Source organism: Collinsella aerofaciens (assembly GCF_020709435.1).
In the GTDB taxonomy this organism is placed as follows: Bacteria; Actinomycetota; Coriobacteriia; order Coriobacteriales; family Coriobacteriaceae; genus Collinsella; species Collinsella aerofaciens_AU.
Genome location: NZ_JAJFDP010000011.1, coordinates 24,790 through 43,112 on the forward strand (window position 1 = coordinate 24,790; position 18,323 = coordinate 43,112).

18 protein-coding genes and 1 pseudogene are annotated in these 18,323 nt (G+C 61.1%); 14 read left to right on the forward strand and 5 right to left on the reverse strand.

The window, feature by feature from the left end; all coding sequences use genetic code 11:
* Position 1 precedes the first annotated feature (1 nt).
* From LK493_RS07430 to LK493_RS07440, 3 genes and pseudogenes are all read left to right on the forward strand, one after another.
* Positions 2-418 (forward strand): molybdenum cofactor biosynthesis protein MoaE, encoded by a 417-nt coding sequence (locus LK493_RS07430; RefSeq protein ID WP_227790610.1) that lies wholly within the window; start codon positions 2-4, stop codon positions 416-418.
* 106 nt (positions 419-524) lie between these two features.
* The gene (locus LK493_RS07435) at positions 525-1,016 is read left to right on the forward strand and encodes a helix-turn-helix domain-containing protein (RefSeq protein WP_227790611.1); all 492 of its coding nucleotides are present in this window, start codon (positions 525-527) and stop codon (positions 1,014-1,016) included.
* Between the two features lie 36 nt (positions 1,017-1,052).
* Positions 1,053-1,808, forward strand: a pseudogene (locus tag LK493_RS07440) (IS3 family transposase); the annotation flags it as partial.
* 88 nt (positions 1,809-1,896) lie between these two features.
* Here the strand turns inward: LK493_RS07440 and LK493_RS07445 are convergent.
* Positions 1,897-3,126 (reverse strand): putative ABC transporter permease, encoded by a 1,230-nt coding sequence (locus tag LK493_RS07445; protein WP_148331752.1) that lies wholly within the window; start codon positions 3,124-3,126, stop codon positions 1,897-1,899.
* Between the two features lie 296 nt (positions 3,127-3,422).
* Between LK493_RS07445 and LK493_RS07450 the strand changes: the two genes are divergently transcribed.
* From LK493_RS07450 to LK493_RS07500, 11 genes are all read left to right on the forward strand, one after another.
* A complete protein-coding gene (locus LK493_RS07450) occupies positions 3,423-5,093 on the forward strand; it encodes an amidophosphoribosyltransferase (protein ID WP_225094067.1) in 1,671 nt (556 codons plus the stop codon).
* Between the two features lie 157 nt (positions 5,094-5,250).
* Positions 5,251-6,354 (forward strand): phosphoribosylformylglycinamidine cyclo-ligase, encoded by a 1,104-nt coding sequence (gene purM / locus LK493_RS07455; protein ID WP_227790612.1) that lies wholly within the window; start codon positions 5,251-5,253, stop codon positions 6,352-6,354.
* Positions 6,344-7,045, forward strand: a complete 702-nt coding sequence (gene purN, locus LK493_RS07460; protein ID WP_227790613.1) for a phosphoribosylglycinamide formyltransferase — start codon at positions 6,344-6,346, stop codon at positions 7,043-7,045. The genes purM and purN overlap by 11 nt, the downstream gene beginning before the upstream one ends.
* Positions 7,046-7,197: 152 nt before the next feature.
* Positions 7,198-7,662: a PTS sugar transporter subunit IIA gene (locus tag LK493_RS07465; protein WP_227790614.1), complete on the forward strand. Its 465-nt coding sequence runs from the start codon at positions 7,198-7,200 to the stop codon at positions 7,660-7,662.
* A gap of 170 nt (positions 7,663-7,832) precedes the next feature.
* Positions 7,833-9,053 carry a peptidylprolyl isomerase gene (locus tag LK493_RS07470; RefSeq protein ID WP_227790615.1) on the forward strand — a complete coding sequence of 407 codons (1,221 nt, stop codon included), beginning with the start codon at positions 7,833-7,835 and terminating at the stop codon, positions 9,051-9,053.
* 54 nt (positions 9,054-9,107) lie between these two features.
* Positions 9,108-9,551 carry a GatB/YqeY domain-containing protein gene (locus LK493_RS07475; RefSeq protein WP_006235801.1) on the forward strand — a complete coding sequence of 148 codons (444 nt, stop codon included), beginning with the start codon at positions 9,108-9,110 and terminating at the stop codon, positions 9,549-9,551.
* Positions 9,552-9,799: 248 nt separating this feature from the next.
* On the forward strand, positions 9,800-10,531 hold the full coding sequence (locus tag LK493_RS07480) for an amino acid ABC transporter ATP-binding protein (RefSeq protein WP_022094215.1): 732 nt from the start codon (positions 9,800-9,802) through the stop codon (positions 10,529-10,531).
* 8 nt (positions 10,532-10,539) lie between these two features.
* A complete protein-coding gene (locus LK493_RS07485) occupies positions 10,540-11,415 on the forward strand; it encodes a transporter substrate-binding domain-containing protein (protein WP_195246385.1) in 876 nt (291 codons plus the stop codon).
* Between the two features lie 25 nt (positions 11,416-11,440).
* Positions 11,441-12,187, forward strand: a complete 747-nt coding sequence (locus tag LK493_RS07490; RefSeq protein ID WP_035136546.1) for an amino acid ABC transporter permease — start codon at positions 11,441-11,443, stop codon at positions 12,185-12,187.
* 3 nt (positions 12,188-12,190) lie between these two features.
* Complete coding sequence (locus tag LK493_RS07495; RefSeq protein ID WP_195246387.1) at positions 12,191-12,829, forward strand: amino acid ABC transporter permease; 639 nt, start codon at positions 12,191-12,193, stop codon at positions 12,827-12,829.
* A gap of 166 nt (positions 12,830-12,995) precedes the next feature.
* Positions 12,996-13,619, forward strand: coding sequence for a cytidylate kinase-like family protein (locus LK493_RS07500; protein WP_055251542.1), 624 nt, complete (start codon positions 12,996-12,998; stop codon positions 13,617-13,619).
* Positions 13,620-13,745: 126 nt separating this feature from the next.
* Here the strand turns inward: LK493_RS07500 and gltA are convergent, their stop codons facing one another.
* The 4 genes from gltA to LK493_RS07520 all read right to left on the reverse strand — a co-directional run bounded on the left by gltA (position 13,746) and on the right by LK493_RS07520 (position 18,217).
* A complete protein-coding gene (gene gltA, locus LK493_RS07505; protein WP_227790616.1) occupies positions 13,746-15,155 on the reverse strand; it encodes an NADPH-dependent glutamate synthase in 1,410 nt (469 codons plus the stop codon).
* Positions 15,146-15,985 (reverse strand): sulfide/dihydroorotate dehydrogenase-like FAD/NAD-binding protein, encoded by an 840-nt coding sequence (locus LK493_RS07510; protein WP_117629804.1) that lies wholly within the window; start codon positions 15,983-15,985, stop codon positions 15,146-15,148. Before LK493_RS07510 ends, gltA begins: the two co-directional genes overlap by 10 nt.
* A 373-nt stretch (positions 15,986-16,358) precedes the next feature.
* Positions 16,359-16,988 carry an aminoacyl-tRNA hydrolase gene (gene pth / locus LK493_RS07515; protein ID WP_227790617.1) on the reverse strand — a complete coding sequence of 210 codons (630 nt, stop codon included), beginning with the start codon at positions 16,986-16,988 and terminating at the stop codon, positions 16,359-16,361.
* A gap of 242 nt (positions 16,989-17,230) precedes the next feature.
* Positions 17,231-18,217, reverse strand: coding sequence for a ribose-phosphate diphosphokinase (locus LK493_RS07520; protein ID WP_055285377.1), 987 nt, complete (start codon positions 18,215-18,217; stop codon positions 17,231-17,233).
* Positions 18,218-18,323: the final 106 nt, after the last annotated feature.

Genomic DNA, 18,323 nt, shown 5'->3' on the forward strand with positions numbered 1-18,323 from the left:
GATGCTTGAGAACGGCAAATCGATGCCTTCGGTTGATGCTTGGCTGCGCGAAGCCAAGGCCGATGTTTCGGCGGCTGATTGTGGGATGTACCTGACACACAACGGCGTGGTGCGCGCGACGCCCAAGGCCGAAGTGCGCGGAGTCGAGACCGATGGCGTGGCGCCAGGCCACAAGGTGGGCGGCATGGTGTTTGGCTTCGATGCCGAAAAGGTGCAGGCCGCTATCGAGGCGACGCGCACGATGCCGGGTATCGGCTATGTGCGCATGTGGCTGGCGAGCGGCGAGCTTACCGTGGGCGACGACATCATGCTCGTGCTCATTGGCGGAGACATTCGCCCGCATGTGGTCGATGCGCTGCAGTCGCTCGTCGGCACCATCAAGAACGAGTGCGTGAGCGAGGTCGAGCGCGAGGCGTAAGGCCTCGTCGGCAATCCGAGTCTGTCTATAGCGAAAGCCCGCCGGCAGTTCATGTAGATTGAACTGCCTCCCATTTCTTGGACATGAGAAATGGGAGGCTTTCTTTATGCGCGTTGATTTGAGGGTGAAGCATGATGTCGAGGCCAGGAAGGCGGCCATAGGGCTCTTCGAGCTCGGGCACGGGTATAAATCTGCCGCGATTGCCCTTTCGCTTCCCGCGGAAGCCGTGAGAAGATGGCAGGAGATATACCGCGCGTTCGGGAGCGAGGTGCTGCTGCGCATGGACGGAAAGCAGGGCAGGTGCACATACGAGCAGAAGGTCGCCGCCGCCTCCGCCGTCGTCGACGGCGGCATGACGAAGACCGAGGCGATGGCGGCGTTCGGCATAATGTCGATGTCGCCGCTCAAGAAGTGGTGCGCGCTATACCGCCGGGGCGGCGCGGAGGCCCTGCGCCCGAGGCCCAAGGGCCGGCCGAGCGGTTCCAGGGCGAGGCCGCGGACCCGCGAGGAGGAGCTCGAGGAGCGGTGCCGTGGACTCGAGGCCGAGGTGGCCTACCTAAAAAAATTACGCGCCCTGGTCGAGAGGGACGGGCTCTGACCAGGGCGAAGGCCGAAGCGGTCGCGGCCCTGCGCGCCGAGGGGCACGCGCGCCGAGCTCTGGGAGGCGGCCGCCGAGATCTTCTCGCGCACCGCCAACGGCTGCGGGCACCGGCAGATAGCGATGTGCCTCAGGGCGGAAGAGGGGGCCGTGATAGCCGACAAGACCGTGCTCAAGATGATGCGCGAGATGGGGATCCGCTGCGGCATCAGGCGCGAGACGGCCTACCACAGGTACAACTCGTACAGGGGCGTCGTCGGCAGGACGTTCGAGAACGTGATCGCGAGGGATTTCGACGCCGGGGCCCCGTGGCAGAAGCTGGGGACGGACGTCACCGAGTTCAAGGTGGCCGGCGGCAAGGCCTACTGGGCCCCGACGCTGGACTTCTGCACCAAGGAGATCGTGGCGAGCGACATATCGACCACGCCCGACATGGCCCAGCAGGCGAGGATGCTCGACGAGCTGCTGCCCAAGATCCCCGAGGGCGCCGCCCCGACCATGCACTCGGACCGGGGCTGGCAGTACCAGCACGCCTCGTACACATCCAGGCTCGAGGCCGCCGGCATCGTCCAGAGCATGTCCAGGAAGGCGAACTGCATCGACAATGCCGCCACCGAGCAGCTCTTCGGCCACGTCAAGGACGAGTTCTACAGGGGCCGCGAGTGGAAGACGTTCGAGGATTTCAAACGCGACCTGGAGGAATACATAGTCCACTGGAACACGAGCCGGAGGCAGGTAAGATTGAAGGGCCTGACCCCGGAGGAGTTCCGGAATCAGGCCCTTGCGGCCTAGTCGCTATTTAGGGCGTCCAAGATTTGGGGCGCAGTTCAGATCTGCCAGCGGGCTTTGATGTGTTGGAGCTATTTTGCTCTGGCGTTTGCTACACGCGTGTGGCGTCCTTGGGGCTCATGGTCATACTCTGAAAACGGTTCTCCATATATTCGTTATCGAAATGCTTGTCATAGAACTGTGCGACGGGAATATTTCGAACGGTTCCGTTGACGCGCTGATACCAATAGTCGAGCGATTGCAACGTCATGACGCCGTCGATCAACATGACGGCGGTCAGGATGACGGTAGCAGAGTAGCGGCGTTTCCATGGAATCATATTGATGAGCTTAAGCAGGCGCGGCAGCAAGACCTTGATCCAGATGAGGCCACCCAGGCCCCACATGCAGGCAAACGGCGTGCATGTGCGTCCCCCGGTTAATACCGCGATGGGATCGGGCATGCCGAATAGCCTAATGTGTGAATAGCTCCACGACACCACGCCAAATGAGGTCTGCATAAACCAGCCTACAAACACCTCGAAAGCGCCGCCGATCAGGGCACTTACCAGGAAAATGATCAGAGGATTCTTTTTATAGAAGCGGTTGAGCGCCATGGTCATGAGCACCGCGCCAAATCCGTAGATGGGGCTAAAGGGGCCAAATAGCATACCGGCACGGTCCTGATAGACGCCGGGATCGACGACGACCATATGCCAGACTTCCTCGAGAATGAGACCTAACACGCTGCAGACGAAGAATACCCAGAACAGGTTGAAGTAGTTGAGCTTGATGTAGCCCTCGCCGGTTTCGTCGCGGCCGAGCATCCCCTCGGCGGCGGCATCGCGGTCGAGCATCTCTTGCAGACGGCGCTGCAGTTCGCGCTCCTGGCGTAGCGTGGGGTCGACGGTGGCCGACAGCGCAATGAGGATGACAAGCTGGACGGCGGGGCGCAGCAGGAAGGGTCCGATGCCCTGGAGCATCACGTCAACTAAAAGCTCCACGACGGTAAATGCGATGAGGACGTAAGACAGGCGGGCGGCATTGCGCCGCTGGTCCTTGATGAGGTCCAGGCCAAAGACGATCAAGATGATCGCGCTTGCCGCCGAGAGCATAATGCCGGCGACGATAAGGCCAACCGCGACCAGGGTGTTATCACCGAGCTTAGCGGCGACGTTGCCGTTAATGAGTGCGGTGATGACCTGCCACATAAAGACGGCGACTGACGGGAGCGTGCCCACGCCAGATAGGGTGCACAGGACTGCGTAGACCTTGATGATAAGGGGGATCTTCTTGGCCTCCGTGGTGCTGGGGACACTGGGGTCGAGTTGATTTCGATCCATACGCTACCTTTCTCGTCTTGTAGTAGCCTACAAGGATACGCCGACGACCAGCTAAAAGACAGGACGAACGTCCCAATTGCAACAATGTAGCCCCTAGCGCGGGCGAGACACGGCGCACGGGAAGTCTTCGAGGCCGTTGCCCCTGAGAGTGGACTACCCAATAAAATGTTTGGTCGCAAAACGGATAATAAGCTCGGTGGGCTTTTAAAAAGCGCTGCTCATGCGCGGGGGAGCGCGTCGCGCCGTGCGTATAATAAGGCGGGTAACGCCAAAATACGAGGCTCTGAGGGGATGCCATGTCTCAAGAAACCATCCGCGCGGCCGAGCGTGCCGCGGGACAGGTGAACGCCATGTCGACGTATGATCCGGACTCTGACCAGCTGCATGAGGAATGCGGCGTTTTTGGTGTCTGGGCGCCCGATCGCGACGTGGCTCGACTGACGTACTTTGGCCTGCGTGCACTGCAGCATCGCGGCCAAGAATCGGCGGGAATCGCCGTTGGTGACGGCGGTACGGTTATGGTCCGCAAGGATCTGGGCCTGCTCGACCGCGTGTTCTCCAATGCCGACTTGTCGACGCTCTCCGGTCAGCTGGCCGTGGGTCATGTGCGCTACGGCACCGCCGGCGCCAAGAGCTGGGAAGCCTCTCAGCCGCACCTCTCTACCATCAATAGCGTCATTATCGCGCTCGCGCACAACGGCACCCTCGTCAACACCGACGAGCTGCGTCGCCAGCTGATCGAGCTGGGCGTACCGTTCCTCTCCAACTCGGATTCCGAGGTCGCGACCAAACTCATCGGCTACTTTACTCAGCGTACTGGCCATCTGCGCGAGGGCATTCGCAAGACCATGGAGCTCGTGCGCGGCGGCTACGCCATGACGCTCATCAACGAGCAGGCGCTCTACGCATTCCGCGATCCGCACGGCATTCGCCCGCTCGTGCTGGGCAAGCTGGTGGATGAGGGCCTGGACCAGGCCGATGCCGCATCCGTTTCGCAGCTGCCGTCGCAGGACGGCGCCGCGACGGTCGACGCCACCACCCATGTCACGCGCGCCGGCGGCTGGGTCGTTGCCTCCGAGACCTGCGCGCTCGATATCGTGGGCGCCGAGTACGTCCGCGACGTCCGTCCCGGTGAGATTTTGCGCATCAGCGCCGAGGGCCTTGTGTCCGAGCAGGGCGTGCCTGCCGCCGAAGAGCCTGCTAACTGCATTTTTGAGCAGGTCTACTTTGCTCGCCCCGATTCCATCATGAACGGCAAGAGCGTCTACGCCTGCCGTTATGACATGGGTCGTCAGCTGGCACATGAGGAGCCCGTCGAGGCCGACCTGGTCATCGGCGTGCCCGACTCCGGCCTGCCGCCCGCGGAGGGCTATTCGCACGAGAGTGGCATTCCCTTTGGCGAGGGCCTCATCAAGAACCGCTATGTGGGCCGTACGTTTATCGAGCCTACGCAGGAGCTGCGCGCCATGGGCGTGCGCATGAAACTCAACCCGCTGCGCGACAACATCGAGGGCAAGCGCCTGGTCGTCATCGACGACTCCATCGTGCGCGGCACCACCATGGTGCAGCTCGTCAAGATGCTGCGCAACGCTGGCGCCAAGGAGATTCATATCCGCATCAACTCGCCCGAGGTCATCTGGCCGTGTTTCTACGGTATCGATACCGACGTGCAGTCGCAGCTTATCAGCGCCAACAAGACGGTCGACGAGATTTGCGAGTATATCGGCGCCGATTCGCTGGCCTTCCTTTCGGTCGAGGGCCTGCTGAAGGTCATGCCCAAGGGCGGCTACTGCGATGCGTGCTTTACCGGCCGCTACCCCGTGGCGATTCCCGAGAGCTTTGGCCGCGACAAGTTTATGGAGGGCTTTAAGCCCCGAAACCTGGATAAGCCGCTGCATTTTGACGACGACGCCGTGGTCGAGAAATACGACGACCGCAGCTGGGAAGAGAAGCACGGCGAGGCCTAAAACCTGCCATGTAGGAACAGGTTCATTTTGGTAGGTTTTACCTGCTGTTTTGTTGATATGACGGCGCGTGCTGTTATGGCGCGCGCCGAAATGAACGCAACTATGAGCACCGTTTGGCGCCCGGGCGGCGCCACGGTAGTGGGAGAGGAAGGCTCAGATGAGCGACAGCAAGCATGTGACGTATGAGGATGCCGGCGTCGATACCGCCGAGGGCGGCCGAGCCGTCGACGCTATTAAGCAAATGGTTAAGGACACCAATCGTCCCGAGGTCATCGGCGGTATCGGTGGCTTTGGTGGCTTATTCTCGGCCGCCGCGCTTAAGGATATGGAGGACCCGATTCTGATCAGCGGTACCGACGGCGTGGGCACCAAACTTGTGCTCGCCCAGATCATGGATCGTCACGAGACGGTGGGCCAGGACCTGGTCGCCATGTGCGTCAACGACATTTTGGCTTCGGGCGCCGAGCCGCTGTTCTTCCTGGACTACGTTGCCATCGGCCACATTGAGGCCGAGCACATGGCAAAGATCATCAAGGGTGTGGCCGACGGCTGCAAGCTCGCGGGCTGCGCGCTCGTGGGCGGTGAGATGGCCGAGCACCCCGGCGTCATGGCTCCGGCCGACTACGACCTTGCCGGCTTTACCGTGGGCGTCGTCGACCGTCCCAAGATGCTCGACCCCGCGAACGTCCGCCCCGGCGACGTGATTCTGGGCCTGCCTTCCACCGGCGTGCACTCCAACGGCTACTCGCTCGTGCGTAAGGTCATCGGCGTCGACGGTATTAAGCCGGGCACGCCCGAGGCCGCCGCTAAGGCCGAGGAGCTGAGCCGTCCGCTCGAGGAGCTCGGCGGCGCATCGCTGGCAGACGCCCTGTTGGCCCCCACGCGCATCTATGTCAAGCCGATTCTTGAGTTGCTGCGCGGCGGCGCCAACGTGCACGCTATCGCCCACATCACTGGCGGCGGTATTACCGAGAACCTCAACCGCGCGCTCGCCGACGACGTCGACGCCGTGGTCACCCGCAACGGTGCCGAGATGGGTTGGGACGTTCCGCCCGTCATCACCTATGTGTCGTGCCAGGCCGAGCTTGCGCCCAACGAGGCGTGCAAGACCTTCAACATGGGCGTTGGCCTGTGCCTGATCGTCGCCCCCGAGGACGAGGCCGCGGTTACCGAGGCCCTGGTCGCGCTGGGCGAGAAGCCGTTCCGCGTGGGCGAGTGCGTCGAGGGTTCCGGTAAGGTCGTGTACTCCGATGAGCGCTAACGAGCAGATGGCTGCTGCCGAGGGCCTGGGCTTTGTGCCCTACACCCGTCCGACCGGCACCGATACGGCCGAGCCGCTCAAGATCGGTGTGCTCATCAGCGGTTCGGGTACCAACCTGCAGGCGTTGATCGATCTGATCGCCGCCGGCAAGCTCAACGCTTCGATTGAGCTTGTGGTGTCGAGCCGTCCTTCGGCTAAGGGTTTGCAGCGCGCTGAGCGCGCGGGCATCCAGACGCTCACGCTGTCCAAGGATGTCTATGCCGACCCTATTGCCGCCGACGAGATCATGGCGCACGAGCTTCTCGAGCGCGGCTGCGAGTATGTGGTCATGGCCGGCTACATGCGCATGGTGCACACGCCGCTGCTGGCGGCGTTTCCCAACCGCGTGGTCAACTTGCATCCGGCGCTGCTGCCGAGCTTTACCGGTGCGCATGCGATCGACGATGCCTTTGCGCGCGGTGTCAAGGTGACTGGCGTGACCGTGCATATTGCCAACGAGATCTACGACAACGGCCCCATCATCGCCCAGCGCGCGCTGGCTGTTGAGGAGGGCTGGGATGTCGACACGCTCGAGGAGCACATCCATGCGATTGAGCACGTGCTGTATCCCGAGGTTGTTCAGATGCTCGCCGACGGCCGTGTCCACGTGCTGGAGAGCGGCAAGGTCGCAATTGATGCGCCCCGCGGCTAGCGGTGCACAGTACAATTTAGCCGAGTAGTCAGGGTGGTCATTGGCGCCAAGGCGCGCGTGGCCACCTTTTGTTTTGGGTAGTCATCGGGGACGGTCTTTAACGACTAGTCATTCAAGAACGCCTCCGATGACTAGGTGAGAGAGGTGAGCGCATGGCGGATAACGAAGCGCTGTTTACGCCTGAGTTGGTGTTTTTTGATTGGGAGTGTGCGACGCCGGATGAGGTGTTCGCGCGGCTTGAGGGCGAGCTTGCACCACATGGCTACATTGCATCCGGTTGGCTCGATGCCGTCCGCACGCGCGAGGATGCCTATCCCACGGGTCTCGCTATGCCGGCGGCAAACATTGCCATTCCGCATACCGATCCGGGGTTTGTGACCAAGCCCTATATCGCGGTGGTGAAGCCCGCCGCGCCCGTGACATTTAACGCTATGGCTGGCATGGGCGCTCCGGTGCCGGCGCAGATCGTCATCAATCTTGGCATCGCCGAGCCGGGCGGCCAGGTCGAGGCCCTGCAGGCACTCATGAACATCTTTATGGGCGCCGATGCCGCAGCCGACGTGCTCGGCCAGACCACGCCCCAGGGCATGGTCGACGCCATCCGCCGCCACTTCTAAGGTGGGGCTGAGTCGGCACTTGGGGACTGTCCCTAACTGCCGGCTGCCAGAGCTGTCCCCTTTGCACCAAAATGGTGCAGATTAATCTGTCCCCAATGCACCAAGCGTGCCGCGGGGGCTGCGTTGTGACACAATGGCGTTTGTTCGATTCGTTATGCGAAAGGCCAACTATGGCAAATAAGAAAAAGAACTCCGAGGCCGCGCCGACGCCCGAGCAGCAGGCCCGCGCTGCCTCCAGCTCTCGCAAGAAGCAGCGCAAGACGTACGTGTCTAAGACCGTCAAGATCGTTCTGGTGGTCATCGGCGTGCTGGCGATGCTGCTTTCCGTCTCGGCGATGGCGTGCTCCGGCCTTATGTCGCAGGCTGAGGACACCTCGGGCTACAAGCTGACCGGCGGTGTTGCTGCCACTATCAACGGCACCAACCTTACCGAGGACACCGTGACCAAGCAGATCATGAGCATGCGCACGTCCTACGGCTACACCAAGGATGAGGATTGGGCGCAGTATCTGGTTGGCAACGACCTCACGCCCAAGAAGTACCGCAAGCAACTCATCGACTCCTACACGCAGCAGATTCTGCTTCAACAGGCACAGAAGGAGAACGGCGTGACGGTGTCGGACGAGGAGGTCGAGAAGGCTTGGAAGGACGCGTGCAAGAGCGCGGGCGGAGCCAAGGCCTTTAAGAAGACCCTCAAGACCTACGGCTATACCGAGGACACCTACAAGGACTCGCTCAAGGAGAGTCTGGCGCAACAGAAACTCAAGGATGCCGTCGCGCCCACGAGCAAGCCCAAGGACAGCGAGATTGTCGATTACATCAACGAAAATCTGTCCAGCTACAACGACGCCCGCCGCTCGTCGAACATCCTGATCAAGGTTGATTCCGACGCTTCCGACGAGGACAAGGCTGCCGCCAAGGCCAAGGCGCAGGAGTGCCTGGACAAGATCAACTCCGGTGAGCTGAGCTTTGAGGACGCCGTTGAGCAGTACTCCGAGGACACCGGTTCCAAGGAGAAGAAGGGCGATGTGGGCTGGGATAAGCTCACCACCTTTGTCGACAGCTACCAGACGGCGCTCGAGGGACTCAACAAGGGCGACGTGAGCGAAGTCGTCGAGTCGACCTATGGCTACCACATCATCAAGTGCACCGACTACTTCCATGTCGATAATCAGGTTGATGACATCAACCAGGTGCCCAAGGACATCAAAAAGTACGTCTCCAACGTGGTGAAGACGCAAGCGGCCAGCACCGCGTACAGCGAGTGGCTGGAGCAGTACAAGAAGGATGCCGACATCACCGTCAACCCCATGCCCAAAGACGTACCCTATAACGTGAGTCTGAAGGGTGTCACCAAGAGTTCGACCGACGATTCGTCGACGACTGAGTAATCATGGGGCGGTGCTCGCGCGAGTGCCGCCCACACTATTGAGGAGGATTTGCAGATGACCAACGAAGAGCTGCAGAAGGAAATGATTGCGGCCATGAAGGCCAAGGACAAGGTTCGCCTGTCCATCATTCGCCAGGTTAAGGCCGAGGTGAAGAATATCGAGGTCAATGAGCGCCGCGATGTGACCGAGGAAGACGTCAACAGCATGATCAAGCGTCTGATCAAGCAGACGAGCGAGACGCTGGAGATGTCCATCAAGGCCGGCACCGACCAGGAGCGTACCGACAACCTGACCGAGCAGGTCAAGATTCTGGAGAGCCTGCTGCCCGCGCAGGTTTCGGGCGAGGAGCTCGAGGCCCTGATCGAGCAGGTTATCGCCGAGCTGGGCGCCACGTCCAAGAAGCAGATGGGCCAGGTTATGGGCGCACTCGGCAAGGCCACCGGTGGCAACTTCGATAAGCCGGCCGCGGCAAAGATCGTCGGAGCCAAACTCGCGTAGGGGCCGAGCGGTACATAGTTGATGTTTAGGGGGGCGTGGCCGTCATGGTCGCGCCCCTTTTTGCTGGGCTGGGCACTCATTGGGGACAGGCTTAAATGAGTGCCCAATGAGCAGGTACTCATTTAAGTCTGTCCCCAATGACTAGGTGGAAGGTTGCGGGTTCTTTACGGGAATGTAGTGTGGGCTGCGGAAACGTGATTCTTTCCGTACAATAGTTCAACTCGTGTAAACGCAGGGAAGGGACATTCATGGCAGACATGATCGAGATCAAGCATCTCAACAAGTACTTTGGCGACCTGCATGTGCTCAAAGATATCAACCTCACCGTCAAACGCGGCGAGAAGCTCGTAATGATCGGGCCTTCCGGCTCGGGTAAATCGACGCTCATCCGTTGCGTCGATTATCTGGAGGAGCCCACGTCGGGCGAGGTTGTCATCGACGGTACGCCGCTCACCAAAAAGAATCACCTGGAGATGGCTCGCAAGTATAGTTCCATGGTGTTTCAGCAGTTCAACCTGTATCCCAACATGACGGTGCTGGGCAACCTGACGCTCGCGCCCATCAAACTGCAAAAGAAGAGCAAGGAGGAGGCGACCGAGATCGCCATCGCTGCGCTCAAGCGCGTCGGCATGGCACATAAGGCCGGCGAGTATCCGCAGAATCTCTCGGGTGGTCAGCAGCAGCGCATCGCCATCGCCCGTGCCCTGTGCACCAAGCAACCCATCATCCTGTTTGACGAGCCGACCTCGGCGCTCGACCCCGAGATGGTCCAGGAGGTTCTGGACGTTATGATTGAGCTCGCGCAGGAGGACATCACCATGATCTGCGTGACGCACGAGATGGGCTTTGCGCGCCAGGTGGCCGACCGCGTCATCTTTATGGAGGACGGTCGCATTCTGGAGGAGGGCACGCCCGAGCACTTCTTCGACAACCCCGAGAACCCGCGCTGCCGCGAGTTCCTGTCCAAGATTCTGCACTAGGCGCGGTGATGGACATGACGGATATGACGAGGGCGGCCGTGTCGCGCCGTCATTTTTTGCAGCTGGCGGGTGCCGGCATGCTTGCGCTGACGGGGACCGCGCTTACCGGTTGCGGCAACTCCACCAGCGGCGAGGGCTCCGACAAGGGGTCCAAGCTTGCGGCCATCAAGTCGCGTGGCCATCTGAACGCCGGCGTTAAGAAGGACGTTCCCGGCTACGGCTATTACGACACCGCCAAGGGTCGCTTTGAGGGCATGGAAGTCGATTTGTGCTACCAGATCGCCGCTGCCGTCTTTGGCGTGAGCTACAAGGAGGCCCGTGCCCAGGAGCTTGTCGAGTTTACCGACGTAACGCCCAAGACGCGCGGCCCGCTGATCGATAACGGCCAACTCGACGTGGTCGCGGCGACCTACACCATCACCGACGAGCGCAAGAAGAGCTGGGATTTCTCGACGCCGTACCGCACCGACTACGTGGGACTCATGGTCAAGAAGCGTTCGGGCTTTACCTCGATCGAGGATCTGGACGGCAAGGTCATTGGCGTGAGCCAGGGCGCTACCACGCAGAGCCTGATCGAGCAGATGATCAAGGACAACGGCTTTAGCTGTAAGCCCGAGTTTAGGGCCTTTAGCGGCTACCCCATCATCAAGAGCTCGCTCGATGCCGGCAATATCGACGTCTTTGCCATGGACCGCTCCACGCTGGCCGGTTACATGAACGAGACCGTTGAGCTGTTGCAGCCCGAGGTCAAGTTTGGCGAGCAGGGCTACGGCGTGGCGACCAAGAAGGGCTGCGACCTTTCGGCCGTGGTCGACCAGGTGATTTGCGATCGCCTGGCCGACGGCTGGCTCGACCAAGAGGTCAAGACCTGGGGTCTTGTATAGGCGCATCGTCCAAGGAAGGAATCAAATGCTCGAAGGATTATTTGACGCCGACCGCTGGTCGACGACATTTCAAAACATGGGGCCCTTCTGGGAGGGCTTTGGCGTGACACTGCAGGTGGTCGTTGCCGGTCTGCTGCTGTCGCTGGTGCTGGGCACGCTGCTGGGCGTGTTCTCTACCACTCGTTCGCGCGTGCTGCGCGCCATAAGCCGCGTGTACGTGGAGTTTTACCAGAACACCCCGTTGCCCGTGCAGGTGCTCTTTATGTACATGGCCGGTCCGCAGTTTTTGCAGGCCATAACCGGTGCCGACCAGCCGGTGCGCATCGCGCCGTTCGTGCTGGGCTTCTTGGGCGTGGGCCTGTATCACGCGGCCTACATTTCGGAGGTCATCCGCACCGGTATCGAGGCGGTCCCGCGCGGTCAGATGGAAGCGGCCCAGAGCCAGGGCTTCACCCGTGCGCAGGCGTACTGGTACATCGTGCTGCCCCAGACGTTCAAGATCATTCTGCCGCCGCTGTGTAACCAGGCGCTCAATCTGGTCAAGAACACGTCGGTGCTGGCGCTTGTGGCCGGCGGCGACCTTATGTACCGTTCCGACAACTTTGTGAGTCTGTACGGTTACCTGCAGGGATACATCGTCTGCTGTCTTATGTACTTCATCATCTGCTTTCCGCTCGCCATGCTGGTGCAGTGGCTCGAGCGCCGCTCCAAGGAGCGTCCGCGCGGCGTGAGCCTGGCCGAGCTGGGGCTCGACAACGTAGAGGAGGCCTAGCGCATGGAAATCTTCAACGCGACCAACCTGCTCTACATTTGGGGCGGCTTTGTTAAGACAATCGAGATCTCGGCGCTGTCGATTTTTTTCTCGCTCATCTTTGGCACGGTGCTGGCGCTCGTTAAAAGCTATGCGCCCCGCCCGTTCCGTATTTTGGTGAGCGCCTATATCGAGCTGTTCCGCTGCACGCCGAACCTGCTGTGGATCCTGTTTATCTACTTTACGGTGCAGGGTTTGGACATTGTGATTTCGACCATCGCCTTCACGCTGTTTACCAGCGCTGTTATGGCCGAGATTGTGCGCGGCGGCCTCAACTCGATTCCGCGCGGTCAGTTTGAGGCAGCGCAGAGCCAGGGCTTCGGCTTCTTTGCCACCATGCGCTACATCATTCTGCCGCAGACATTTAAGACGATCATTCCGGCGCTGTTTAGCCAGTGCACGACCGTCATCAAGGACAGCTCGTATCTTTCGGGCATTAACGTGGCCGAGCTCATGTACGCGGCAAACGTCGTGATGGCCCACGCGATCGATCTGTCGCAGGTGCTTATGCTCTACGGCCTGGTGTTTGCGATGTACTTTGTGCTCAACTTTGGTATCTCGCTGCTGGTGAGGGCATATCAACGCCGCATCGTAGCCGCATAGCCTGGCTTTCCCTGGCACCCAACCTTGGCCTTCAAACCGTCGCTCGCGTACCAAAGTACGCGTCGCTCCTCTTTCAGGTCAATCTTGGGCACCAGGAAAACCCAGGTACGCTATCGTGGAAAAGGCGATAAACAGCCTATTTCTCATTTGTTAGAAAGGAATCGCGATGAGCGATCTGGAGAATAAGAAGAATCCTGTGGTCATTACCATCGCGCGCGACTTTGGCGCCGAGGGCCACGAGATTGGTCGCATGCTTGCCGACGAGTTGGGGATTCCACTGTACGATAACGAGCTGCTGGTGCGTGCGTCGCTGCGCGCGGGCGAGTCGCTCGACAAGATGGCCGCCTACGACGAGCGTCTGGCCGTGGAGAACATGGCGTTTCTGCCCGACCGCTACGATGCGCGTTCGTACTCGGATAAGTTGTTCCAAAAGATGAGTCAGGTGATTTTGGATCTGGGCGAGACCGAGAGCTGCATTATCGAAGGCCGCCTGTCCGATTACCTGCTTCGCAACAATCCCAACCACATTGCCGTGCTGGTGACCGCTCCCTTTGAGGATCGCGTCGAGATCGTGCGCAAGAAGCGTGGCCTTAACAAAAAGAAGGGCGCCAAGCTGGTCAAACAGCAGCAGAAGGCGCGCGAGGCGTTCTATAAGCGCTATAGCGCCGGCAAGTGGAAGATGACGAGCGGTAAAGACATCGTCGTCAACCGCGCCAAGCTGGGCCGCGAAGGCTGCAAGGACGTCATCGCCGCGGCCTACCGCTACAAAGTAGCGCAGCTCGAAGGCTAACCGACCAAAACCACCACAAAGGTGCCTGTCCCCTTTGTGGTGGTGGGACGGTCAGCATAGAAAAAGTCCCCGCCGGGCGTGTGCTCGACGGGGACTTTGCCGTTTGGTGGCTAGCGCTGTAGGTGATTACTCGCCCAGCAGGCTCTTGGTGATGGAAGCGGCGGCCTTCTTGCCGGCGCCCATCGCCAGAATGACCGTAGCGGCACCGGTGACGATGTCGCCGCCGGCCCAGATGCGGGGATCGGTGGTCTGGCCGGTCTCCTCGTCGGCGATGATGTAGCCCCACTTGTTGAGCTCCATCTTGCCGCCGATCTTCTTTGCGAAGGGGTTGGCGTTGGTACCGATAGCCGAGATTGCGACGTCGCAGGGAATCTCCTCGATGGCGCCCTCGATGGGCACCGGGCGACGACGGCCGGACTCGTCGGGCTCGCCGAGCTCCATCTTCTGGACCTTGACGGCGCACACGGAGCCGTCCTCGCCAGCGACAAACTCGAGCGGGGAAACGAGCGGCAGAACCTCGACGCCCTCGGCCTTGGCATGGTGCAGCTCGGCGCGACGGCAGGGCATCTCGTCCTCGGTACGACGATAGGCGATGATGGCGTGCTCGGCGCCCAGGCGCTTGGCGGTACGGACGGCGTCCATAGCCACGTTGCCGCCACCAAAGACGACGACGTTCTTGCCGTGCTTGGTGGGGGTGTCGTACTCGGGGAACTTGTTGGCCTTCATCAGGTTCACGCGGGTGAGATACTCGTTTGCGAAGAAGACGTTGGGCAGGTTCTCGCCGGGGACGTTGAGGAACTTGGGCAGGCCAGCGCCGGTCGCCACGTAGATGGCGTCGAAGCCCTGCTCGAACAGCTCCTCGGCCGTGGCCATGTTGCCCACGACGGAGTTGTACTCAAACTTGACGCCCATGTCCTCCAGGCCGTCGATCTCGCGCTTGACGACTGCCTTGGGCAGACGGAACTCGGGGATGCCGTAGACCAGCACGCCGCCGCCGGTGAAGAAGGCCTCAAAGACGGTGACGTCAAAGCCGTTGCGGGCGAGCTCGCCGGCGCAGGTGATGCCGGACGGGCCAGAGCCGACGACGGCGACCTTCTTGCCGTTCTTGGGGGCCATCTTGGGCGTGGAGGCGAGCTCGGGGCGGTCACCCAGGAAGCGCTCGAGCTGGCCGATGGCCACGGGCTCGGACTTCTTACCACGGATGCACTTGCCCTCGCACTGGTTCTCCTGCGGGCAGACGCGACCGCAGATAGCGGGAAGCATGGAGTCCTCGCGGATGGTATCGAGAGCGCCGCCGAAGTCCTTCGCGCGGATCTGCTCGATAAAGCGGGGGATGTTGATGTTGACGGGGCAGCCCTCAACACAGAACGGCTTCTTGCAGTTGAGGCAGCGCTCGGCCTCGGCCAGCGCCATCTCCTCGGTGAAGCCCTTGTCGACGGGGCGGAAGTCGCAGGCGCGCTCGGCAGCCGGCTCCTCGTTATCGGGGGTACGGGGCGACTTCATATCGGCAACGAAACGACCGTTAACTAGTGGCATGCGCAGCTCTTTTCCTCATAGGCCTTGAGGGACTCGCCCTCTTCGGAACGGTAAGCGGCCTGGCGGGCACGAAGGTCATCCCAGTCGACCAGGGTGGCATCGAAGTCGGGGCCGTCGACGCAAGCGAACTTGGTCACGCCGCCCACCTCGACGCGGCAGCAGCCGCACATGCCGGTGCCGTCAACCATGATGGGGTTGAGGGACGCGGTGATGGGGGTGTCGTACTTCTGGGCGGTGAGGGTCGAGAACTTCATCATCGGAACGGGGCCGACGCAGAAGACCTGGCTCACGGCCTTGTCCTGCAGCAGGCGCTCCAGCGGAGCGGTAACAACGCCCTGCTCGCCGTAGGAGCCGTCGTCGGTGGTGATGTGGATGTGGCCCTCGTCGAGGAGCTCGCGGAACTGGTCCTCCATGAGCAGGAGGTCCTTGGTGCGGGCGCCCATGATGGCGTGAACTTCGTGACCGGTCTCGACCAGGTGCTTGGCGACCGGGAAGGCAATTGCCAAGCCGACGCCGCCGCCAATGACGGCGCAGGGGCCCTCGGCCATCTCGGTGGGAACGCCCAGCGGGCCCACGACGTCGCGCAGTGACTCGCCGGCCTCGTAGGTGGAAAGCATCTCGGTGGTCTTGCCGATCACCATGAAGATGAACTCGACCCAGCCCTCGTCACCGTTCCAGCCGGCCAGGGTAAACGGGACACGCTCGCCCGTCTCGTTGGCGCGAACCATGAGGAACTGTCCAGCGTGCGCATGCTTGGCGATTGCGGGCGCCTCGATGCGGAACTTGAACACCTTCTCCGAGAACTGCGTCTTCTCCAGGATCTTATACATAGAACCCCTCTCTTGTTAGGGCCGCCGAACCGTGCCTCCACGGAAATGGACGGTGGCCCGAATAAAACCGTACGCGCACAGGCGTTGTGCAGACATACGGTGCAAATTATACCCTCATGGCAATGTCGCTTACGTGTGTCTTCGGCGGTTGGGAGCAGGGTTTATCCACTTTGGCCTACCAAAGGGGGAGAGGTTTATTTTGGTCGGTTTTATCAGGTAAAACGGCAAAGGGGGCCGGCCTCGGGTTGTGATGAGGTCGGCCCCCTTGGGGCGCTATGTGTGTATGGCAGTGCGGGGTTTATTGCGATGCAGCCACCACGGCATTTCCGTAGATAAAACCTGCCAAAATAAACCTGTCCCTAAATAGTAGGTTTTAGTGCTTGCCGTTGGCGGAAGCGGCGCCGTTTACGTGATCGCGGGCGTAGATTACGCCGTGGACGATGGCCAGACCGGCGGCATCTGCGGCGCGGGCGCAGGTGTTCTGGAAGTCCTCGGCCTCGCGGGCGCGCAGCTGCTTGAGCACGTAATCTGCCACGGCCATCTTGCCGGGAGGGTTGCCGATACCGGTGCGGATGCGGCTGAAGTCGCGGCTGCCCATCTTGTCGATGATGGAGCGCAGGCCGTTGTGGCCGGCGTGGCCGCCGCCCACCTTAACACGTACGTCGCCGGCGGGAATGTCGAGCTCGTCGTGGATGACGAGCAGCTCCTCGGCCTTGATCTTGTACTCGCGGCAGAGCTTGGAGATGGGTCCGCCCGAGGTGTTCATGTACGACTGCGGCTTGACCAGTACAATCTGGCGCTTGCCGTTCTCTTCCTCGGCATCGTTGATGTTGATGAGCGCGACCTCGGCGCCTGCTTGGTTTTTCCAGTACGTGACGCCGGCCTGACGGGCCAGCTCGTCGATCGCCTTAAAACCGGCGTTGTGGCGGGTCTCGGCATACTCATCGCCAGGGTTGCCAAGTCCGGCAACCATGCGAATCTTAAGCGGCTGTGCAGCTGCCATGTTCATCCTTTCGTTACACAAAAGTTCAATCAACGACAAAGGCTACCACGCCCGCTGAAGGCGAGGAAAGGTTGCAGCAAAGTCATTTCAGAAAACAGCTGCCCCGAGACAGCAGGAAGCCCCGGACACGCCGGGAGGGGTTATCAAAGCGAACATCCCGCAGCCGCAAAGCGGCGAGGACGTTCGCGTGATAACCCCGCAGGCGTGTCCGGGGCTTCCGGAGGGATGCGAGGGTCGAGCGACTACAGTGCGAAGTCGCCGCCGACGAGCGTGGAGACGGGCTCCTCGTGGTAAACGGCGGAGATGGCCTGAGCGAACTCCTCGGCGACCGAGATGGTCTTGATCTTGCCGCCGACCTCGACGGGAATGGCGTCGGTGACGAGGCACTCGACGATCGGGGCGTCGTTCAGACGCTCGATGGCCGGACCGGAGAAGATGCCGTGGGTGGCGCAGACGTAGATGTCGCCAGCGCCCATAGCCTTGAGCTCCTTGACGTTGGCGCACAGGGTGCCAGCGGTGTCGATCATGTCGTCGTTGATGATGCAGGTCTTGCCCTTGATGTCACCGATGATGCCCATGACCTCGGCGGCGTTGTGGCGCGGACGGCCCTTGTGGGCGATGGCCAGGTCGCAGCCGAGCATGTCGGACAGCTTCTTGGCGGCCTTGGCGCGGCCCACGTCGGGGGAGACGACAACCAGGTTGTCGGTGTCGAAGTTCATGGCGTTGTAGTACTGGCCAAACAGCGGCAGTGCGGACAGGTGGTTGACCGGGATATCAAAGAAGCCCTGGATCTGACCCTGGTGCAGGTCGAGGGTGATGATGCGGTCGACGCCGGCGCGCTCGAGCAGGTTGGCGACGAGGCGGGCGGTGATGGGCTCGCGCGGGCCGGCCTTGCGGTCCTGGCGGGCATAGCCGTAGTGGGTGATGACGGCGGTGATGGAGCGGGCGGATGCGCGCTTGGCAGCGTCGGTGGCGATGAGCAGCTCCATGAGCATGTCGTTGACGTTGCCGCCGGCCACGGACTGAATCAGGAAGACGTCGGCGCCGCGGACGGTCTCGTCGTAGCGGGCGTAAATCTCACCGTTGGCGAACTGCTTTAGCGTAAGGCCCGAAAGCTCGACCCCAAGGTACTCAGCGATCTTCTGAGCGAGGGGACGGTTGGAGGAACCGGAATACACGCGGATGGACTTGCGCATATTCTCCGACTTCTCGGGATCATTAATCGGCATTACCCTTCTCCTTTATATCGAATGCCATATAGATGCCTTGTTGCATTGTAACCGCGCGGCGGGGTTAATCGGGTCTTGATAACGTCTTTACCGTCAACGGACACGA